Source organism: Leeuwenhoekiella sp. NPDC079379 (genome assembly GCF_044542075.1).
In the GTDB taxonomy this organism is placed as follows: Bacteria; Bacteroidota; Bacteroidia; order Flavobacteriales; family Flavobacteriaceae; genus Leeuwenhoekiella.
This window is the reverse complement of sequence record NZ_JBITTU010000009.1, coordinates 109,495-127,656: the sequence shown is the minus strand read 5'-3', so window position 1 is coordinate 127,656 and position 18,162 is coordinate 109,495. Positions and strand designations below refer to the sequence as shown.

Annotated in this window: 15 protein-coding genes and 1 tRNA gene; 8 read left to right on the top strand and 8 right to left on the bottom strand. The window is 36.7% G+C overall.

The window, feature by feature from the left end; genetic code table 11:
* Positions 1–22 precede the first annotated feature (22 nt).
* Complete coding sequence (locus tag ACIGAM_RS15640) at positions 23–1,144, top strand: glycosyltransferase (RefSeq protein WP_396512436.1); 1,122 nt, start codon at positions 23–25, stop codon at positions 1,142–1,144.
* Positions 1,113–1,511, top strand: coding sequence for a sugar 3,4-ketoisomerase (locus ACIGAM_RS15635; RefSeq protein ID WP_396512408.1), 399 nt, complete (start codon positions 1,113–1,115; stop codon positions 1,509–1,511). The genes ACIGAM_RS15640 and ACIGAM_RS15635 overlap by 32 nt, the downstream gene beginning before the upstream one ends.
* Here ACIGAM_RS15635 and ACIGAM_RS15630 read toward each other — a convergent pair.
* Genes ACIGAM_RS15630 through ACIGAM_RS15620 form a run of 3 tightly spaced genes read right to left on the bottom strand, consistent with a single transcriptional unit; the run spans position 1,498 to position 4,012 of the window.
* A complete protein-coding gene (locus ACIGAM_RS15630; RefSeq protein ID WP_396512407.1) occupies positions 1,498–2,430 on the bottom strand; it encodes a glycosyltransferase family 2 protein in 933 nt (310 codons plus the stop codon). The two genes, ACIGAM_RS15635 and ACIGAM_RS15630, sit on opposite strands and share 14 nt — an antisense overlap.
* A complete protein-coding gene (locus tag ACIGAM_RS15625) occupies positions 2,423–3,313 on the bottom strand; it encodes a glycosyltransferase (RefSeq protein ID WP_396512406.1) in 891 nt (296 codons plus the stop codon). The genes ACIGAM_RS15630 and ACIGAM_RS15625 overlap by 8 nt, the downstream gene beginning before the upstream one ends.
* Before the next feature lie 15 nt (positions 3,314–3,328).
* Positions 3,329–4,012: a cell division ATP-binding protein FtsE gene (locus ACIGAM_RS15620; protein WP_396512405.1), complete on the bottom strand. Its 684-nt coding sequence runs from the start codon at positions 4,010–4,012 to the stop codon at positions 3,329–3,331.
* Positions 4,013–4,357: 345 nt separating this feature from the next.
* Here ACIGAM_RS15620 and ACIGAM_RS15615 point away from each other — a divergent pair, with 345 nt between their 5' ends.
* The 3 genes from ACIGAM_RS15615 (at position 4,358) to ACIGAM_RS15605 (ending at position 10,912) form a co-directional block, all read left to right on the top strand.
* Positions 4,358–7,375, top strand: coding sequence for a tetratricopeptide repeat protein (locus ACIGAM_RS15615; RefSeq protein ID WP_396512404.1), 3,018 nt, complete (start codon positions 4,358–4,360; stop codon positions 7,373–7,375).
* Positions 7,376–7,428: 53 nt separating this feature from the next.
* Positions 7,429–9,177 (top strand): TonB-dependent receptor, encoded by a 1,749-nt coding sequence (locus ACIGAM_RS15610; protein ID WP_396512403.1) that lies wholly within the window; start codon positions 7,429–7,431, stop codon positions 9,175–9,177.
* Positions 9,178–9,277: 100 nt separating this feature from the next.
* The gene (locus tag ACIGAM_RS15605; RefSeq protein WP_396512402.1) at positions 9,278–10,912 is read left to right on the top strand and encodes an amidohydrolase; all 1,635 of its coding nucleotides are present in this window, start codon (positions 9,278–9,280) and stop codon (positions 10,910–10,912) included.
* Between the two features lie 106 nt (positions 10,913–11,018).
* Here ACIGAM_RS15605 and ACIGAM_RS15600 read toward each other — a convergent pair whose 3' ends face one another.
* The 4 genes from ACIGAM_RS15600 to ACIGAM_RS15585 form a co-directional block, all read right to left on the bottom strand.
* Positions 11,019–11,786, bottom strand: a complete 768-nt coding sequence (locus ACIGAM_RS15600; protein WP_396512401.1) for a hypothetical protein — start codon at positions 11,784–11,786, stop codon at positions 11,019–11,021.
* A 78-nt stretch (positions 11,787–11,864) separates the two neighbouring features.
* Positions 11,865–12,992: a lactonase family protein gene (locus ACIGAM_RS15595; protein WP_396512400.1), complete on the bottom strand. Its 1,128-nt coding sequence runs from the start codon at positions 12,990–12,992 to the stop codon at positions 11,865–11,867.
* Between the two features lie 141 nt (positions 12,993–13,133).
* Positions 13,134–13,931 (bottom strand): MBL fold metallo-hydrolase, encoded by a 798-nt coding sequence (locus ACIGAM_RS15590; RefSeq protein ID WP_396512399.1) that lies wholly within the window; start codon positions 13,929–13,931, stop codon positions 13,134–13,136.
* A gap of 75 nt (positions 13,932–14,006) precedes the next feature.
* Positions 14,007–14,471 (bottom strand): GNAT family N-acetyltransferase, encoded by a 465-nt coding sequence (locus tag ACIGAM_RS15585; RefSeq protein WP_396512398.1) that lies wholly within the window; start codon positions 14,469–14,471, stop codon positions 14,007–14,009.
* Between the two features lie 129 nt (positions 14,472–14,600).
* On the opposite strand from ACIGAM_RS15585, the gene ACIGAM_RS15580 reads away from it, so the two are divergent.
* The 3 genes from ACIGAM_RS15580 to ACIGAM_RS15570 all read left to right on the top strand — a co-directional run bounded on the left by ACIGAM_RS15580 (position 14,601) and on the right by ACIGAM_RS15570 (position 16,864).
* Complete coding sequence (locus tag ACIGAM_RS15580; RefSeq protein ID WP_396512397.1) at positions 14,601–15,776, top strand: trans-sulfuration enzyme family protein; 1,176 nt, start codon at positions 14,601–14,603, stop codon at positions 15,774–15,776.
* A 209-nt stretch (positions 15,777–15,985) separates the two neighbouring features.
* The gene (gene bshB1, locus ACIGAM_RS15575) at positions 15,986–16,702 is read left to right on the top strand and encodes a bacillithiol biosynthesis deacetylase BshB1 (RefSeq protein WP_396512396.1); all 717 of its coding nucleotides are present in this window, start codon (positions 15,986–15,988) and stop codon (positions 16,700–16,702) included.
* Between the two features lie 86 nt (positions 16,703–16,788).
* Positions 16,789–16,864 (top strand) — tRNA-His (locus tag ACIGAM_RS15570).
* A 570-nt stretch (positions 16,865–17,434) separates the two neighbouring features.
* Here the strand turns inward: ACIGAM_RS15570 and ACIGAM_RS15565 are convergent.
* Positions 17,435–18,028, bottom strand: a complete 594-nt coding sequence (locus ACIGAM_RS15565; protein ID WP_396512395.1) for an outer membrane beta-barrel protein — start codon at positions 18,026–18,028, stop codon at positions 17,435–17,437.
* Positions 18,029–18,162: the final 134 nt, after the last annotated feature.

Sequence of the window (18,162 nt, the reverse complement as noted above, 5' to 3'; positions counted from 1 at the left end):
AGCTTGAAAAGATACACATTCTCTGAAATCAAAGCTTAAAAATATAGGTATTCTAACCGAGTCACTGGCTGGAGGCGGTGCAGAGCGATCTGCGGCGTTACTCTCAATAGAACTTACAGATTTAGGCTATGAGGTGCATCTTTGCACAATTACAGATGCAGTAGGGTATGCCTATAAGGGGAAGTTGCTTAATCTTGGATTATTGAAGAATACCGGTAATGATCCCTTTAATAAATTAAAAAGGTTCCTCTATTTTAAAAACTACCTGAAACAGCATCAGATTCAGGTGGTGCTTGATTTTAGAATGCGCAACTCAATTATAAAGGAAATTGTAATTAGAAAGTTTCTTTACAAAACGAGTCTTCCGGTTTATATGGTACGCAGTTCTCACGTAGCGTATTACTTTCCAAAAAATAAAACGCTCAACAAATGGTTTTTTAAGAATAGCTTTATAAATGTACTCAGTCATTCAACAAGATTAGAGCTAGGAAAATGCTACAAGCTTCAACATATTGAAGTTATACCTAATTCTATTTCGTTAGCATCTTACGCAGATTATTATGATTTGCCAGAAGGTATTCAAAATACATATATTATTGCTTCTGGAAGATTAGAACGGGGTGTTAAGCAATTTGACAAATTAATCGAAGCGTATGCAGAAAGTATATTGCCCAAACATAATATAGATCTGTTGATTCTCGGACAGGGCGAAATGCTTGAAACTTTAAAAGCACTGGTGGCAAGGAAACATTTACAACATCGTGTGCATTTTAAAGGCTTTGTAAAACATCCTGAAAATTATGTAGCCAATGCGCTTTTTTCGGTTTTGTGCAGTAACTACGAGGGATTTCCCAGAGTTATTCTTGAAAGTCTGGCGTGTCAAACTCCTGTAATTGCGACCAACTGTCCTACCGGTCCCGCTGAAATTTTAGATGGCAGTAACGGCGTTCTCGTACCGTATCAAGATTTTAAAGGCTTAACTAAGGCCATGAATGAATTAGCCTTAAACACCGAACTTAGACTTAAATTTAAGGCTGCTGCCCGAGCTAGTATTCGTAAATTTGACACTTCAGTAATTAGTACAGACTGGCAAAATTATTTGGAACGCATTTATGAATATTCCCAGACGCATAGCATTACCTAAGATAGAGGATCAACGAGGAAATCTTTCGGTAATAGAACAAGATTCGCTCCCTTTTAAATTTAAAAGGGTTTATTATTTATATGATGTGCCTAGTGGCGCTTCGCGTGGCGGCCATGCACACCGTAAACAGAGTGAATTTCTAATTGCGCTATCAGGAAGTTTTGATGTGCTTATAAAAACGGGCTTAGGTGAAGAAGTTTTTACGTTGAATAAACCTAATGAAGGTTTGCTGATCCCTAATGGATATTGGCGTGAGCTTGATAATTTTTCAAGTGCTGGTATTTGCCTGGTTGCAGCAGAAGAAGCTTTTGAAGAAGACGATTATATACGAGACTATGATGATTTTGTCGCTTTTAAAAAGTCGTAAGTCGCTTTCCTTTTAAAAGCATTTTCTGTTTAAAATAGTGTAGGCCGTTAAGTATTGCGGTAGGTGCGTTTAATAAAAATCGTTGCTTACTATTTAATAAGTCGGTATCCACATTTTTCCTCATTTCTGTAAAGGCTTCTGTGGCTCCTTCTGCCTTATAATAATTACAGATGTAATAATAATTAAGATTAATAAACTTTTTTAAAGACTCATTATGCGCGTTTTCTAAAAGATACTTAGCATAATCTGGTTGTTTTCTAAAACTCAATTTACTACGCGTAATTTGATTTTCACTTTCGTATCTATAGTGACAACTAGTAGTAGTGTCAAAAGCCAATTTGTAGTTTAGGTTTGCACGTATAAAAAAATCGGTATCCTCAGCATAGGTTATTGTTGGATCAAAGCCGCCTATATGCTGTATGATTTCTTTTTTAAAACCGAAGCTGCTGGGAGTAATAAACGGCTGTTGTGCACTTGTTTTAAAATAATTTTCAATGAGAAGAGTAGTTTTTTTAAAGCTTGTGTTTGTTTTTGGTTTTATGAGTAATCCGTTAGGCAATAATTCACTATAAGCAGTGCCGTAAAGCTGAGCTTCAGGATAGGAATCAACGAGATTGGCAATCTTTTGAAGATGATTGGGAAGCCATACATCATCTGCATCAAGAAGACAAATTACTCTACCCGAAGCGTGGCCTATTCCGGTATTTCTGGCATTCGAAAGCCCGTTATTAGGCTGATTTATAAGTTTTGTTTTTTCATTTTTAAGACTTAATACGTGATGCTCACTTCCATCGGTACTCCCGTCATTAATAACCACTACTTCATAATCTGTAAAGTTTTGAGCATACACAGATTGTAAGGTTTCTTTAATGAAATTTGCCTTGTTATATAGCGGTATGACGACAGTGATTTTAGGCATCTTCTTTCGTGATTTTAAGAAAATAATACAACCGATAGGCATCAAAGAGTTTTAACGAGGGTTTTGTAGAAAGTAAGTTTTTTACCACCTGCTTTTGAATGCGATGGAACAATTTTATATAGCCGTTAGCAACACCTGTTTTTTGCATTTTGAGTGCGATTTGCTGTAAGGGTCTGTAATCTTCTGCAATAAGATCGTGACGCTGCAAATAGACTAAAGTTTGCAAACCTTCATAGGTTTTTTGAAGATATGATTCAGAATCTTCAAGTCCTAAATGCATCACCGGGTTTTCAAGATGCAAAACAACTGCCTTAAGTTTTTTTAATTGGTAGGTTAGGTAAATGTCTAACCCATACAAATTAGTGAGAGGAATCTTTAAATCCAGATAAAGATTTTTAGTAATTGCTAATCCCGCTGCGGTGATAGATTTATAGGGATTTAATTCACGTTCGTTTTTTAACCGGCTTTCGCGGTTTTTACCATAAACCCATCGCAGCATTTGATTCTTCTCAGGGATTTTTTCAGCATATGCGATACCCCCAAAAATAACCTGAGCGTTCTGAAGGTTTGAAAGTATTTTTTCAAGAAAATATGAGTTAACCGGCATTACATCTGCATCTAAAAAAAGAAGCCAGTTATAACGCGCCTCTTCTGCAAGAAATTGACTGGTAGCGGTTCTACCTCTATTGATCTCAAACTGCGTATGGGTACAATGTTGAAGACCTATTAAAAACTGATTTTTAGAGCGTGTCTGAAAATCTGTAGATGCATCATCTGCCACCCGTATTTCGTATACGAGATTTAAGGTTTTAGCCATATTACGAATGCTGAAAACCAATTCTGAAACATCAGTATTAAAAACCGGTATGAGAATAGATAACATACCTACAAGTTAAACTTAAATGGTCTTTTGTACGACTTCGAAGATTTTATTTCCGTCGCATTTAAGGGTTTTTGAAGGGTATTTTAAAAGCAATGCATAATCGTGAGTAGCCATTAAAATGGTATTGCCATTTTTGTTGATTTCCTGTAATACGCCCATAACTTCAACAGAAGTTTGCGGGTCAAGATTTCCGGTAGGCTCATCTGCTAAAATAAGCTCAGGGTCGTTGAGCAAAGCACGGGCAATTGCTACACGTTGTTGCTCACCACCAGATAGCTGGTAGGGGTATTTAAAACCTTTAGTTTTCATACCTACTTTATCTAAGACTTCATCAATCTTAGTATCCATATCTGCCTGAATTTTCCAGCCGGTTGCTTTTAAAATAAACTTTAGGTTTTCTTTTACGGTACGATCATTTAGTAATTTAAAATCCTGAAAGACAACGCCAAGTTTTCGGCGTAAAAAAGGAATTTGCTTCTCTTTTAAGGTAACTAAATCAAAATCTACTATAGTGCCTTCACCTTGTTGCAAAGGCAAATCACCATAAAGCGTTTTCATAAAACTACTCTTACCACTTCCTGTTTTACCTATGAGATACACAAACTCACCTTTATTTATTGAAAGACTTATATCTGAAAGAATAAGACTTTCACGCTGAAAAATAGATGCATTTTTAAGTTGCAGAACCGGTGTTGACATAAAACAAAATAAATAAAACCCACACAGTGTGGTGATTAACTGCTAAAAATCTGCCGTTACTCGTTGGCTGATTTAATTCAGTTTTTAAAGAGACATTGATCATAAGACTTATATGCCGCCATTTTTAAAACCGAAATCAAAAGTACAATAACTATTTGATTTGATTGCAGGCCCCGCACGTCAAAGCCTTGTTGAAAACTCGTTTAAAATAAGCGTTTAAAGTTCTTTTGAAGAACTGTACTCTAGATATAATTATCCTAGTTTTGTAGCGTTACTGGTAGTAGTCATTTAGTTTAGCTAACGCTGAAGAATCGCTACTAATTGAATTTAAACACAACCATTTTTATGATGAAGAAATATGTACTTCTGGCACTAATAACGCTGGTTACGTTGCCCGCAGTTACTGCACAGCAGTCTGAGGCTTTTACAAATGAGCTTGCAAAATACAATAAGGCACTTACCTTATACAACAGTAAACAATATCTGGCTGCTCAGGCTCTTTTTGGAGAAATTAAGCAGGAAACTACAGACCCTACGATAGAAGGAGATTGTGCGTATTATATCGCTAATGCTGCAGTACGACTCAATCAGAGTGGTGCAGATGCTTCTATGGAAAAGTTTGTAGAAACCTACCCCACAAGCACAAAACGAAATGCGGCGTACTACGATGTAGCAGAATATTATTTTGAAAACGGTAAGTACGCAGCATCAAAACGCTGGTATGAGCAGGTAGATTTAGACCGCTTGAGTTATTTAGAACTGGAGCGTTTTAACTTTAATATGGGCTATGTTCATTTAAAAACAAACAGTCCTGAAGAGGCTAAAGAATACTTTAGACGCGTACGCAACTCAGAAAAATACGGACCGCAAGCCAAGTACTACGAAGGGTTTATGGCTTATGAAAACGATGATTATGAAGAAGCAAGTCAGCTATTTGAAGAAGTAGAAGCAGAAGAAGGCGTTCGAGAAGATCTGAGTTATTTTAAAGCCGATTTAAACTTTAAAAAAGGAAATTTTGAGGAAGCTATACAATTAGCTAAAGAGCAATTGCCTAGCGCAACTCGCTTAGATGCTTCAGAATTAAATAAAATAATAGGAGAGAGTTATTTTAATCTGGGTAATTTTTCAGAAGCTCTTCCCTATTTAAAAGAATATAAAGGAAAACGCGGTCGCTGGTCAAATACAGACTACTACCAGTTAGGTTACGCGTATTTTAAACAAGGTGATTTTGAAAGTGCTATAGGTGAGTTTAATAAAATTGTAGATGGTAAAGATAGTGTAGCTCAAAATGCATATTATCACCTTGCCGATGCCTATTTACAAACAAACCGTAAGCAAGAAGCGCTTAATGCGTTTCGTAATGCCTATCAAATGGATTTTGTGCCAAAAATTAAGGAAGACAGTGGTTTAAACTATGCTAAGTTAAGTTATGAGATAGGTAATGCTTATGAGCCGGCACCACAGGCAATAGGGAATTACTTAGAAGCTTACCCAAATACACCAGAACGTCAAACTTTAGAATCGCTGTTGATTGATTCTTACATTACTTCTAAAAATTATGAAGGGGCTATGGCGCTGATTGAAAATAATAGAAATTTTCAAGATAAAGAAGCCTACCAGAAAGTAGCATTCTACCGAGGAATCGAATTGTACAATGACGGAAACTACAGTGAAGCTATTGCAAATTTTGAAAAGTCACTTAAAGACCCGCGTACTGCTAATTTTACAGCACGCGCATTATACTGGAAGGCAGAAAGTGAGTACACGCTTAATAACATAGACGATGCACTACTAACGTTTAAGCAGTTTGAGCAAAGCAATGCGGCGAGTACGTTGCCAGAATATAAGGACCTGGGTTACAACTTAGGTTATGCATACTTCAAAAAGAAAAACTATGATCAGGCGATAAAGTATTTTGAAAGCTATACGAAGTCTGGCGCTTCAGACAATGTGCGTAAAGTAGATGCGTTTATGCGTCTGGGAGATAGCTACTTTATAAGCAGTAAATACTGGCCGGCTATGGAAGCTTACAATTCGGCAATAGAGATGCCAGGAGGTGATCGCGATTATGCAACTTTTCAAAAAGCAATTAGTTATGGTTTTGTAGATCGTAACCCTCAAAAGATTGAGGCGTTGAACAGTTTTACGGCTCAGTTTCCAAAATCGAGCTACCGTGATGATGCTTTATATGAATTAGGTAATACCTACGTAGCTACGGGAAATAATGATAAAGGTATTGAAGCCTATGATCGTCTGGTACGTGAAATACCAAAAAGTAAGTTTGCTGCAAAAGCGCAGCTTAAAAAAGCACTTATTTACGATAATACCGGTCGCAGTCCGCAGGCTTTAGCACTGTTTAAAAAAGTAGCTCAGGATTTTCCGGGAACTCCAGAAGGGGTTCAGGCAGTTGCTTCTGCAAAGTTGATTTACATAGACAACGGGCAAGTAGAAGAATACGGTCGTTGGGCAAATGGCCTTGATTATATTTCTGTAGAAGATTCAGAATTAGATGATGCTGCTTTTTCTTCCGCGGAAAAACAATTTGTAAACAGTAACAATCCTGTTGCTATTCAGAATTTTGAAAAATATCTAAGAGAGTATCCTAACGGACAACGTGCTATGGAAGCACATTTTTACCTGGGGCAGTTGTACTTTGGTAAAGAGGAGTTTGCGAAAACAATCCCGCATTACAAGTATGTGATTGATAAAGAGCGTAGTGAGTTTACAGAGCAGGCGTTAGCACGTTTAGGGCAGGTTTATTTGAGTGAGCGTAACTACGCCGCTGCGGTGCCTGTGCTTCAGCGTTTAGAGAATGAGTCTGATATACCACAGAATACCATTTTTGCACAGAGCAACTTGATGAAGTCGTATTACGAACTTAAAGACTACGTGCAATCTGTTTCTTATGCAGAGAAGGTTTTAGCAAATGCTAAAATTGATAATAAAGTAAAAAGTGATGCCCAGGTAATTATTGCACGTAGTGCGATGAAAACGAACAATGAGAGTCGAGCGGCAGAGGCTTATGCTCAGGTTTTAAAAATAGCAACAGGAGAATTAGCTGCAGAAGCCTTGTATTACGATGCATTCTTTAAAAACAAAAAAGCAGACTTCAAGGGCTCTAATGTACAGGTTCAAAAACTGGCTAAAGATTACAGCGGCTACAAAGAGTATGGTGCAAAAGGTCTGGTGTTAATGTCTAAAAACTTTTACGAGTTAGGTGATGCATATCAGGCGACTTACATTTTAGACAGTGTAATTACAAACTTTACAGATTATCCTGAAGTAGTTGCAGAGGCGAAACAAGAACTAAAGCGCATCAAAGCAGCAGAGTCTAAAACCAATTCATCTTTAGGAGAAAATTAAACTTCAGCAATATTAAAAATCTGTTGAATCAACTTAATTAGAACAATCAAACAATGATTAAAAATATAAAATCAATTTTCACTTTAAGCTTTATACTAGCAGCAGCAAGTTTTGCACAGGCACAGGATAAAGATAATTTAGGAACTGAAGTTGTAAATGTAGTTAAGCCTTATACTCCTGAAATAGGTGATGCGTTTAAAGTAAAAGCGACTCCGGCTTTAAACGATTCGGTGAATACGGCTAAGAAGAAAGTAACTTACGGGATCTTTAGCGTACCGGTAGCCTCTACTTTTGCACCTGCAAAAGGTAAAGCGGCAGCGGTAAAAAAGGCTAAGCCTGTAAAGTTGTATGATAATTATGTGACGTTAGGTTTTGGTACCTACACCAGTGCTTTGGCAGAATTGTACACCAATTTTGAAATAGACCGTAATTCTAATTTCGGTATTTATTTAAATCACAATTCATCGCAAGGTGGTATTGAAGATGTGGTACTCGACGATAAGTTTTATGATACCGATTTAAATTTGAATTACAGCTCGCGTAATAACAATTTCAACTGGCGTACAGATTTAGACCTGGGGCACAAATTATACAATTGGTACGGTTTAGATCCGCTTGTGGCACAAACGCAATCAATTGTTCAAAATATAGATCCTACACACAGCTTTTATAATGCCGGCTTAAGTGGTGCTATAGAATTTAATGAAGGATTCTTTGAAGCAGCAACAGCAAGCGTAGGTTATTTTGGAGACTCATTTAAATCTAGCGAAATACGTGCAGTAGTTGCACCAGAATTTATGGTGCCTATTGCTAAGCAAAAATTAAGCTTAGACCTTAAACTTGATTACGTAAACGGTAGTTTTGAGAATGAAGATTCTAGCAACCCACAATCAGATTATACCCATTTAATTGTAAGCGGAAACCCAAGTATTCAAATTTTAAAAGAAGACTTAACACTTGATTTAGGGGTGAATGTAGCTGCAGATTTTAATCCTGATGCTTCTAAAACAGATCTTAAAGTATATCCTAGTGTACGTGCATCTTACCGTCTGGTAGATGAGTATTTTATTATTTATGGAGGTTTAGAAGGTGATTTAAAACAAAACAGTTATCAGGAGCTAGCTTCAGAAAATCCGTTTGTATCGCCAACACTAGATTCAATAGCTCCTACAGATCAGAAATTTGATTTGTATGCAGGTATAAAAGGGAAGTTAAGCAGTGCAATGAGTTATAATTTGCGTGCAAGTTACTTGTCTCAAGACAATCGTTTATTGTTTAGAAATAATGCCAGAACAGTAGGTAGTGCAGATGCAGTAGGTGCAGCGGGCTATCAATTTGGAAACTCCTTTGGAGTAGTAAATGATGATTTGCGTACGCTTTCCCTTTTTGGAGAATTAAACTTTGACGTAAACAGCAATTTAAAAATGCGTGTTAACGGAGAGTTATTTAGTTATGAAACAGAGTTAGAAGAAGAAGCATGGAATTTGCCAGACTTTAAAGCTTCTTTCTTTGCAGACTACCAGATCGACAAAAACTGGTTTGCAGGAGTTACCCTATTCTACGTAGGTGAGCGTTTTGATCAGACAGATGTGCGCACTACAGCGATTAGTTCAAATCCTATTAAAGTCACTTTAGAAAGTTTCTTTGATGCAAATGCACACGTAGGATACCGCTTTAATGATCAACTTTCGTTCTTTGCACGCGTAAACAATGCGTTAGGTAACAATTACCAGCGTTATATTAATTACCCGGTACAGGGATTACAGGGGATGGCAGGGGCGACTTACCGTTTTGACTGGTAATTTTTAGTAAAATAAAATCTTTAAAAACTCCCGAATTTCGGGAGTTTTTTGTTTTAGGAGATACATGCTTAATTTGTACTTTCGTAAAAAAAAAATAAATATGCGTTTTGCTTTGTTGGGACTCTTAAGTCTCTTTGTAGTGGTAGGTTGCCAGGATAAAAAAACTGAAAAAGAGAGTGTAGATCTTCTCGTAATTAATGCAAATATTTATACAGTAGATGCTCAGTTTTCAAAAGCACAAGCTTTTGCTGTGCGAGATGGGAAGTTTGTAGCAATAGGATTATCAGATTCTTTGCAGGCAAAATACTCTGCAAAAGAGGTTCTTGATGCTCAGGGAAAAACCATTCTTCCGGGTCTAATAGATGCCCATTGCCATTTTTATAGATTTGGTCAATCGCTGCAGAATGTAGATCTAGTAGGTACTACAAGTTTTGATGAGGTGGTGGCACGAGTTGTTGCTTTTCAAAAAGAAAATCCTTCAGAATTTATCTACGGAAGAGGTTGGGATCAAAACGACTGGGAACAAAAAGAGTTTCCGAATAAGAAAAAATTAGATTCACTTTTTCCTGATACACCGGTTGCGTTACAACGTATAGACGGTCACGCTTTGTTAGTAAATCAGAAAGCTTTAGACCTGGCGCAAATAGATGTAACAACACAGACTGAAGGTGGTGAGATTATGCGCGACGGTAAGGAACTTACCGGGATACTCATTGATAATCCTATGGATCTGATTACGGCTATTATGCCGCAAATGACCCGCGATCAAAAAGTAAAGGCGTTGCAAGATGCGCAACAATACTGTTTTGATTATGGTCTTACAACCGTAAATGATGCCGGCTTAGATCGCAATACCATTCTGCTTATAGATAGCTTACAACAAGCGGGAGGCTTAGATATGCGTATGTATGCGATGATAAGCAATACACCTGCAGACGTTGACTATTTTCTAAAACGCGGTATTCTAAAAACCGATAAAATGAATGTGCGTTCTGTAAAAGTGTATGGTGATGGGGCTTTAGGTTCTCGTGGCGCAGCTTTGAGAGCACCTTACGCAGATCGTGACGGGCATTATGGCGCTTTAGTTACTCCTGTTGATAGTATGTATAAACTGGCTCAAAAACTGGCTAAGACAAACTTTCAAATGAATACGCATGCTATAGGTGATTCTGCAAATACTGTTATTCTTAATGCATATACCGAAGCTTTAAAAGGTCAGTCAGATAAGCGTTGGAAGATAGAACACGCGCAAATTATTTCACAGGAAGACTTTGATTATTTTGACGATAACATTTTACCTTCTGTACAACCTACACACGCTACTAGTGATATGTACTGGGCAAAAGATCGCTTAGGAGAACGTCGTATGAAAGGTGCTTATGCATATAAGCGATTACTCCAAGAATCTGGTGTTATCGCTCTGGGAACCGATTTTCCGGTAGAGCAGGTGAGTCCGTTTTATACATTTTACGCAGCGGTTGCCCGTAAAGATTTAAAGCAATTTCCAGAAAACGGTTTTCAAATGAAAGATGCCTTAACTCGTGAAGAAACTTTACGTGGAATGACCGTTTGGGCTGCATTTTCTAATTTTGAAGAAGCTGAAAAAGGAAGTATTGAAGTGGGTAAGTTTGCAGATTTTATTTTAATGGATGAAGATATTATGACTGTTGAAGAAGATTTAATTCCCAATCTAAAAGTGAATCAAACCTGGTTAGGTGGTAAAAAAGTAAAGTAGATTCTAATAACATCTAACAAAAAAAGCACCCTTCTGATTTTTTTCAGAAGGGTGCTTTTTTTTGTCATTTTAATGCGACCACAATACGTATATAAAATAATTGAGATTACTTAAAATAAATATTTCGATCTAGTGATCCTAATGCTACTTCTGCGAGATATGGAGATAAATATGCCATTAATGTATTGCAGGAATTATATTTATTTACATTTTTAATTTGAATTGTAAACAGATACCTATCAGCATAAGAAGCACTAAAATTCGCTTCTTTTTCTAAGTCTTTATATACCACATAAGCATTTTCAAAGTTGTCTAAATTCACGGTCATCATTCCCACACCTTCCGCAGGTAAATAATCTGTATTTAACTGTTTAGCCACGTTAAACATCGTTTTAAAACTATTTATTAATTGCAACCTGTTAGCGGTATAAGAAACATTTTCCATTTCAGCAGGTATCTCAATACCACGTTCCTTAAAACGCTTCTTCATACCCTCAATAGATTCTGTAAATTCTTGTTTACCTTTAATATCTGCAAGATCTAAATCTGTGATAGTAACAATCATTTCAGAATTACCCTGGTCTACTTTTATATATTGTTTGAGCTCATATTTTTGTGCGGTATTTTGATAAGAAGGATAAAATATAGTGTTGCTGTTATTCGGATTATTATAATTAGCATCACCTGTATATTTGTAATCTCTAATTTTAGGAAGTACATCAAACAAATGTATGGCAGCATCAGACCCGCTTTGTAAGCAATGATTGTAAGTGTCTTTTTTTAAAACTTTAAAACACATTCCGTCAAGATTATTTGTTTGAGCACATAAATTAAAGGAGTAGCTGACGACTAGAAATAAGAATAGTTTTTTCATAAATTGTATTGAAATAGTTGGGTGTTTATGTATAGCCTAAAGTATTAAATACTTATAATTTATATTCTTTTTGCTCAATTACTCAAACAAAATACAAACAGGAGCAGGAGCGGTTACCTGAGCAACATAGGTTAGCAGACCGGTTATAGAATCTCGTTTGTAAGAAACCAGATTATTACCGTTTTGATTGGCTACTATTATGTATTTCTCATCTGGAGTGATTTGAAAATTACGCGGATCTTTACCTTTTGTAGGCTCGTTAGCCACAAGTTTTAAGCTTCCATCTTCCTGAACCTCTAAAATAGAAATGCTGTCGTGACCGCGATTAGAAGCATAGACAAACTTACCATCCTGAGAAATGTGAATGTCTGCCGCTTTAGTAAAGTCGGTAAAATCTTCCGGAAGGATTGAAGTCGAGCTGACAATACTGTAATTTCCGTTTAGGGTTTCAATCTGACTTATGGTATTATTAAGTTCGTTCAACACGTAAACGAAGTTTTTTGTTGGATGAAAAACCAAATGACGCGGACCTGCTCCTTCTTCAAAGTTTAGTTTCTGAATGGTTACAGGTTCCAGTTTATTAGTTTCAGTATTGACTGAAGAAAACCACAGTTGGTTAGTTCCTAAATCTACCGAAATAATGCCGCTACCATCGGGAATAAACCAGGCAGAATGCGCGTGCGGGCCTTCCTGACGATCTGTGGTGCCTTTGCCTTCGTGTTGCTGTACATCTAGTAACTCGCTTAAACTACCGTCTTCCTTCAGTTTCAGTAATCCTACATTACCGCCTGTGTAATTAGCGACCAAAACATAATCCTGATCATTTGTAACTACAAAACACGGGTGCGCTCCGCCGGTTTGACTTTGATTTAATTGCAATAGCGTATCGGCTTTAACCTGAAAGGATTCAATCGTACCGGGATCATTTTCATTAACAGCCAGCAATACATTTTTGTTTTTATTGAAGCTTATAAATGAAGGATTTGATACTTCAGCAGCAAGAACTGGTTCTGTAAAGCTCCCGTCTTCTTTTAATGCTAATTTGTAAATACCTTTACTTGCTCCATCTGTATAGGTGCCTATGTAAAACGAGGTGATTTCTTCTTCGTTTGCTGTAGATTGGGTCATTGAAGTTTCGGTTTTTGTTTCGGTGTTTTTACAGGATATAATGCTGAACAGACTTAGAGCAAGTACTATAGATTTCATAAACAGATGTAAATTAGTGTTGAATTTCCGCTTAAGCGAAATCTAAAATTAATGTATTTCTCGAGTCTATTGTAAACTTTGAGTGAAAAGCAAAAAAAATCCCAATACGAAGGTATCGGGATTTTTAAGCGTTAAAATTGATTATTCTGTTTTGTTTGGGTACCAGTCTAGCATAATTACTTCGGTATCAATGCCTGCAGCATTTACTAAGCTCTTAAATTTATCGGTATCACTTAAGCCGTCCTGACCTCTAAAATGATAAGGATACACTTGTTTAGGAGCGAAAGCAATTACACCATCGGCAGCGCGATCTACGGTCATAGTATAAGGTAAATTCATACATACAAAGGCTTTGTCAATATCTTTAAGATTACGCATCTCGGGAATATCTTCTGTATCGCCAGAAAAATACACACGCATCCCATCTTTTTCGATCACATAACCATTACCACGACCTTTAGTGTGAAATTGTTTTGCTTCTTCTCTTAGGTTGTACATAGGTATTGCAGTAAGCTCATAACCATCCCAGCTTTTAACTTCATCATTTGCGATAACCGTTACTTTGTTTTTAAGATCTGTTTTTAAAGCATCTACAACGGCTTGAGGTGCAAAAATCGTGGTTGCAGAATCTGCTACCGCATTTAAAGTTTCTTCATTTAAGTGATCTCCGTGAATGTCTGTAACGAGAATTACATTAGGTTTTGGCTGACCTTCAAAAGCTGCCGCACCACCTACAGGGTCGATGTAAAATACCGCATCGCCAAAATCAAAAACTGCAGTTGCATGTTCAATAGGAGTGATGTTAAATGTTGCTTCTACCACAGTTGAGTCTGAAACCATTGCAGTCTCTTCAAGTTCTGAAGAACGTTCTGATTTATTTTCATTTTTACAGCTGAATAGAAGCGTAGCTGTTAACGCTGTTAGTACTAATGTTCTCATTTTCAATTTTTTTAGTTTTAGAAGAACAAAGAAACTAAGAAAAATAATGAAAACGTACTAAAGAAATTGTAAAGCTTAAAGCTTGATTTGCATTTTTATATCTGCCCGTAAATAAGGATTGGGTTGTTCTAAAGGAATCTCTATAAAACCGAATTTACGATACAGGTAAATTGCATTTTCCAGTTTGCGGTTAGAGTAGAGTATAAGGGTTTCTAATCCTTTTTTACGCGCAAAATCAAGGGTAAATTGTAACAATTGCTGTCCTATTTTTTGACCGCGTAACTGAGCATCTACAGCCATTTTTGTAAGTTCAAATAGGCCGTTTTCATCGGGCATTAATGCTACGACGCCCACAACCTTATCTTCGTGCTTAGCAACCAGAATATCGCCACCGGTTTGTATAATAAATTTTGAAGGGTCGCTTAAAACCTCTTTGTCGTGCGGTTCTACTACAAAAAATTGTTCAAGCCAGTTGAGATTAAGGGCTTCAAAAGCAGTAGCATATTGCGGTTTGTAAGTGTCAAAAATCAAAAGAATCATCTTAAAGTGAACGGTAAAGGTAAAACAGATTGTGTATTTATTTTAAGCCTTTGGCTTCCATTTTATAAAGCCTTAACGTCATTTTACTCCTGCTTTTTGTAAATTAGATGCTCATTAAAATTAAGTTGCATGACCAATTCTAAATTCGGAAAAAATACAATTTGCACCCACGTGGGTGAAGTGGAAGATACCCAGTTTAAAGGGGCTATTTCGCCTATATATATGTCAACTTCATATGCTTATGAAGATGTTGAAGTAAAGCGCTATCCGCGATATTTTAATACTCCTAACCAGGAAATGCTCGACAAAAAAATAGCCGCTTTAGAAGGTACTGAAGCTGGGATGATTTTTGGTAGTGGTATGGCTGCGGTAAGTACTGCTTTATTGGCGTTTTTAAATGCCGGCGATCATATTGTTTTACAAAAAACACTGTATGGCGGTACCTTTAATCTGGTAGAAGAGGAGTTTTCAAAAATGGGTATTGAATACACCTTTACAGATGGTTTGGCTCGTGAAGATTTTGAAAAAGCCATTCAGGCAAATACTAAGGTCTTATATATTGAGACGCCTTCAAACCCATTAATGACCATTACCGATATGCAAATGATTGCAGAGGTTGCAAAATCTAAGGGTATCGTAACTATGATTGATAACACATTTGCTTCACCTGTAAATCAAAATCCAGCGCAATACGGTATAGATATTATTTTACACAGTGCTACTAAATATATGGGTGGTCATAGTGATATTCTTGCGGGCGCGGTAGCTGCATCTAATGCACATATGGAGCAGATCTGGCATAAAGCCAAAAATCTGGGTGGTAGCTTGAGCGACTTTAGCGTGTGGATGCTTGAACGCAGTTTAAAAACACTAGTATTACGAGTGAAGCAACAGAATAAAAATGCGAAGAAGCTAGCGAAATGGTTAGATAAAAAAGAGGAAATACAGGCCGTTTATTATCCGGGTTTAAAGTCGCATCCAGACTATGAGTTGGCAAAATCTCAAATGAGCGGTTTTGGGGGAATGTTATCTTTTGAACTGTCTGAAGAATTAGATACAGCAGCCTTTCTAAAGGAATTAAAACTTATTAAACCTTCTATGAGTCTTGCTGGGGTAGAGTCTACTATTTTATCACCTACACAAACCTCACACGCTTTGTTGAGTGCAGAAGAGCGCAAGCATCAAGGTATTAATGATGGTTTGTTACGATTTTCGGTGGGGATAGAAGACAAGGAAGATCTAATCGCAGATTTAGAACAAGCATTAGAAAAAGTAGTTAAGGATAGTTTGAATTTTAGTATTTAACTGTTTTGCACTTTTATTAATAGGTTTAACGTCAAAGATTATATTTTGAGTCAAGTGTAATTGATAAAAGTTGAGACAGTAGGTTTAAAAGTAATATTGTAAACTAAATAGCTACGCTAAATAGTGAACGACTAACTCTAAACAACTAAAGCCCCGAGTTAGTTTAAATAGGTTTTTACGACTTAATTACCTTATAAAAAAACAACGTATTGAAATTAGATATATTAGCTATTGGCGCTCACCCCGATGATGTAGAATTATCCTGTGCGGGCGTACTGGCAAAAGAAATAAGTCGCGGTAAAAAGTGTGGCGTTTTAGATTTAACCAGAGGCGAACTTGGAACACGTGGTTCTGCAGAAATACGTGATCAGGAGGCAGCAGCCGCAGCAGCAATTTTAGGTTTAAGCGTACGCGAAAACATAGGATTGGCAGACGGGTTTTTTGTAAATGACAAAGAGTCGCAATTGCGTATTATTGAAATTATACGCAAGTACAAACCCGAAATTGTGTTATGCAATGCCATAGACGACCGTCATATCGATCACGGTAAAGGCAGTAAACTCACCAGTGATGCGTGTTTTTTAAGTGGACTCAAAAAAATTGAAACACATATAGACGGGCAGCTACAGGAGGCATGGAGACCCAAACATGTGTATCATTACATTCAGTGGAAAAACTTAAAACCCGACATAGTTGTAGATATTACCGGGTTTATAGATATTAAGATGCAATCTGTGATGGCGTATGGGTCACAGTTTTACGATCCTAAGGCAGGAGAAGACAATACGCCGATAAGCAGTAAGAATTTTCAGGAAAGCATACGATACCGTGCGCAAGATCTGGGAAGATTAATAGGAACTGAGTATGCAGAGGGCTTTACAGTAGAACGTTACGCAGCTGTAGACTCAATTTTTGATTTGATTTAAAATTTTTATTATAATGTATTGCTCATAATAGGTATTTGCTTTACATTTGCACCCGCATAAATCGCTAGCGAATTATGTTTTTAAATGGTGGTTGTAGCTCAGTTGGTTAGAGCGCCTGATTGTGGTTCAGGAGGTCGTCGGTTCGAGACCGATCTTCCACCCGGAAGTAAAAATCCTCACGGAAACGTGGGGATTTTTTCGTTTGTATAGGTGTTGAATTGAAGTTGCTGGTTTAGGATATAAGGAAGATCCTATTTTACGAAGCTTTTAAAATATTGTCTACTTTCTTTCCTTTATTGAGCTAAGGCTCATCAACTAATTTTCTAAATGCCACACCCGTTGCGAAGTGGAAATTCAAAAAGATAGCAAAAGATTACACATTTTGAGGATGCGCATTTAAGTTTAGAGTAGATTTTTCCAATATCATCTTAAATTATATCTTTATTGCTTTAATACAAGATTCGATCTCTTTAATTTTTTTTTCTTCTTCCGATTTTTTGTTCAATAATTCTGTCGCTGGTTGTAAAAGCTGGTCAAGTTCTTTATTGATTGCAACAAATTCCAAAGCTTTAAGTAAATTCAAGGTTTTTTCAATTAATAATAAGCCATTATACTTATTCGGATTTTTCTATTACATTAGATTATTCATTGATTTTTCTTATACTAATTCTTAAAGATATATAAATTCTAAAAGCTTCTTTTACGCTTATCTATAATCAAACATATTAGAATTTACCAGTTTATAGGAACTGTAAGCCCCACAGCCGCTGCACCCGAGAATTGTTCTAAAGCAGGGTGGAAGTAGTAGGTAAACTCAAGATCTACATTGTTTTGAGGTCCCAGAGCAAGACCCAGCGTAACCGGGATGTGTACAAAAACGCCTTTTTTATCAAGAGAGGAAAATGGAGTGAAGGTTTTAAACGATCCTGCAGAAAGTCCCACACCTAACTCGACGTAAGGAGCAACCCACGGGATGGGTGCAACTAAGCGCGCTTTACCACCTAGCAAAAAAGCATTTGAGGTTACTTCATAATTAGGTGCATCTGCATATTCAGAGCTATTTCTATCTGTGGTTAAAATAATGCCGGCATAGGGGCGTAAACTAAACCAGGTTTTAAGACCCATTACATATTCTCCCTGTGCATAAAACCCGGTACTTATAAAATCTTCATTGCCGGTTTCACTTTCGTCCATTGGGGCAGTTATACCTAATCCTATAGAGACATCCAGAAATCTTCCTTGTTTTTGTGAAAGCAATTGCATACTGCAAAAAAGAGTAAAGAATAGTGCTGCTGTGGTGCAATAATTATTTGATTTTTTATTCATTGTTAGTTGATTGATTACTAACGAATATAATTATTCAAATCTTAATAAATCAAGTTATTTTCAATCTAAATATCCGTTGAAATTCTTTTTAAAATTAAATTCATTTGTATAAATAATTTCTGCATTTTTTTACA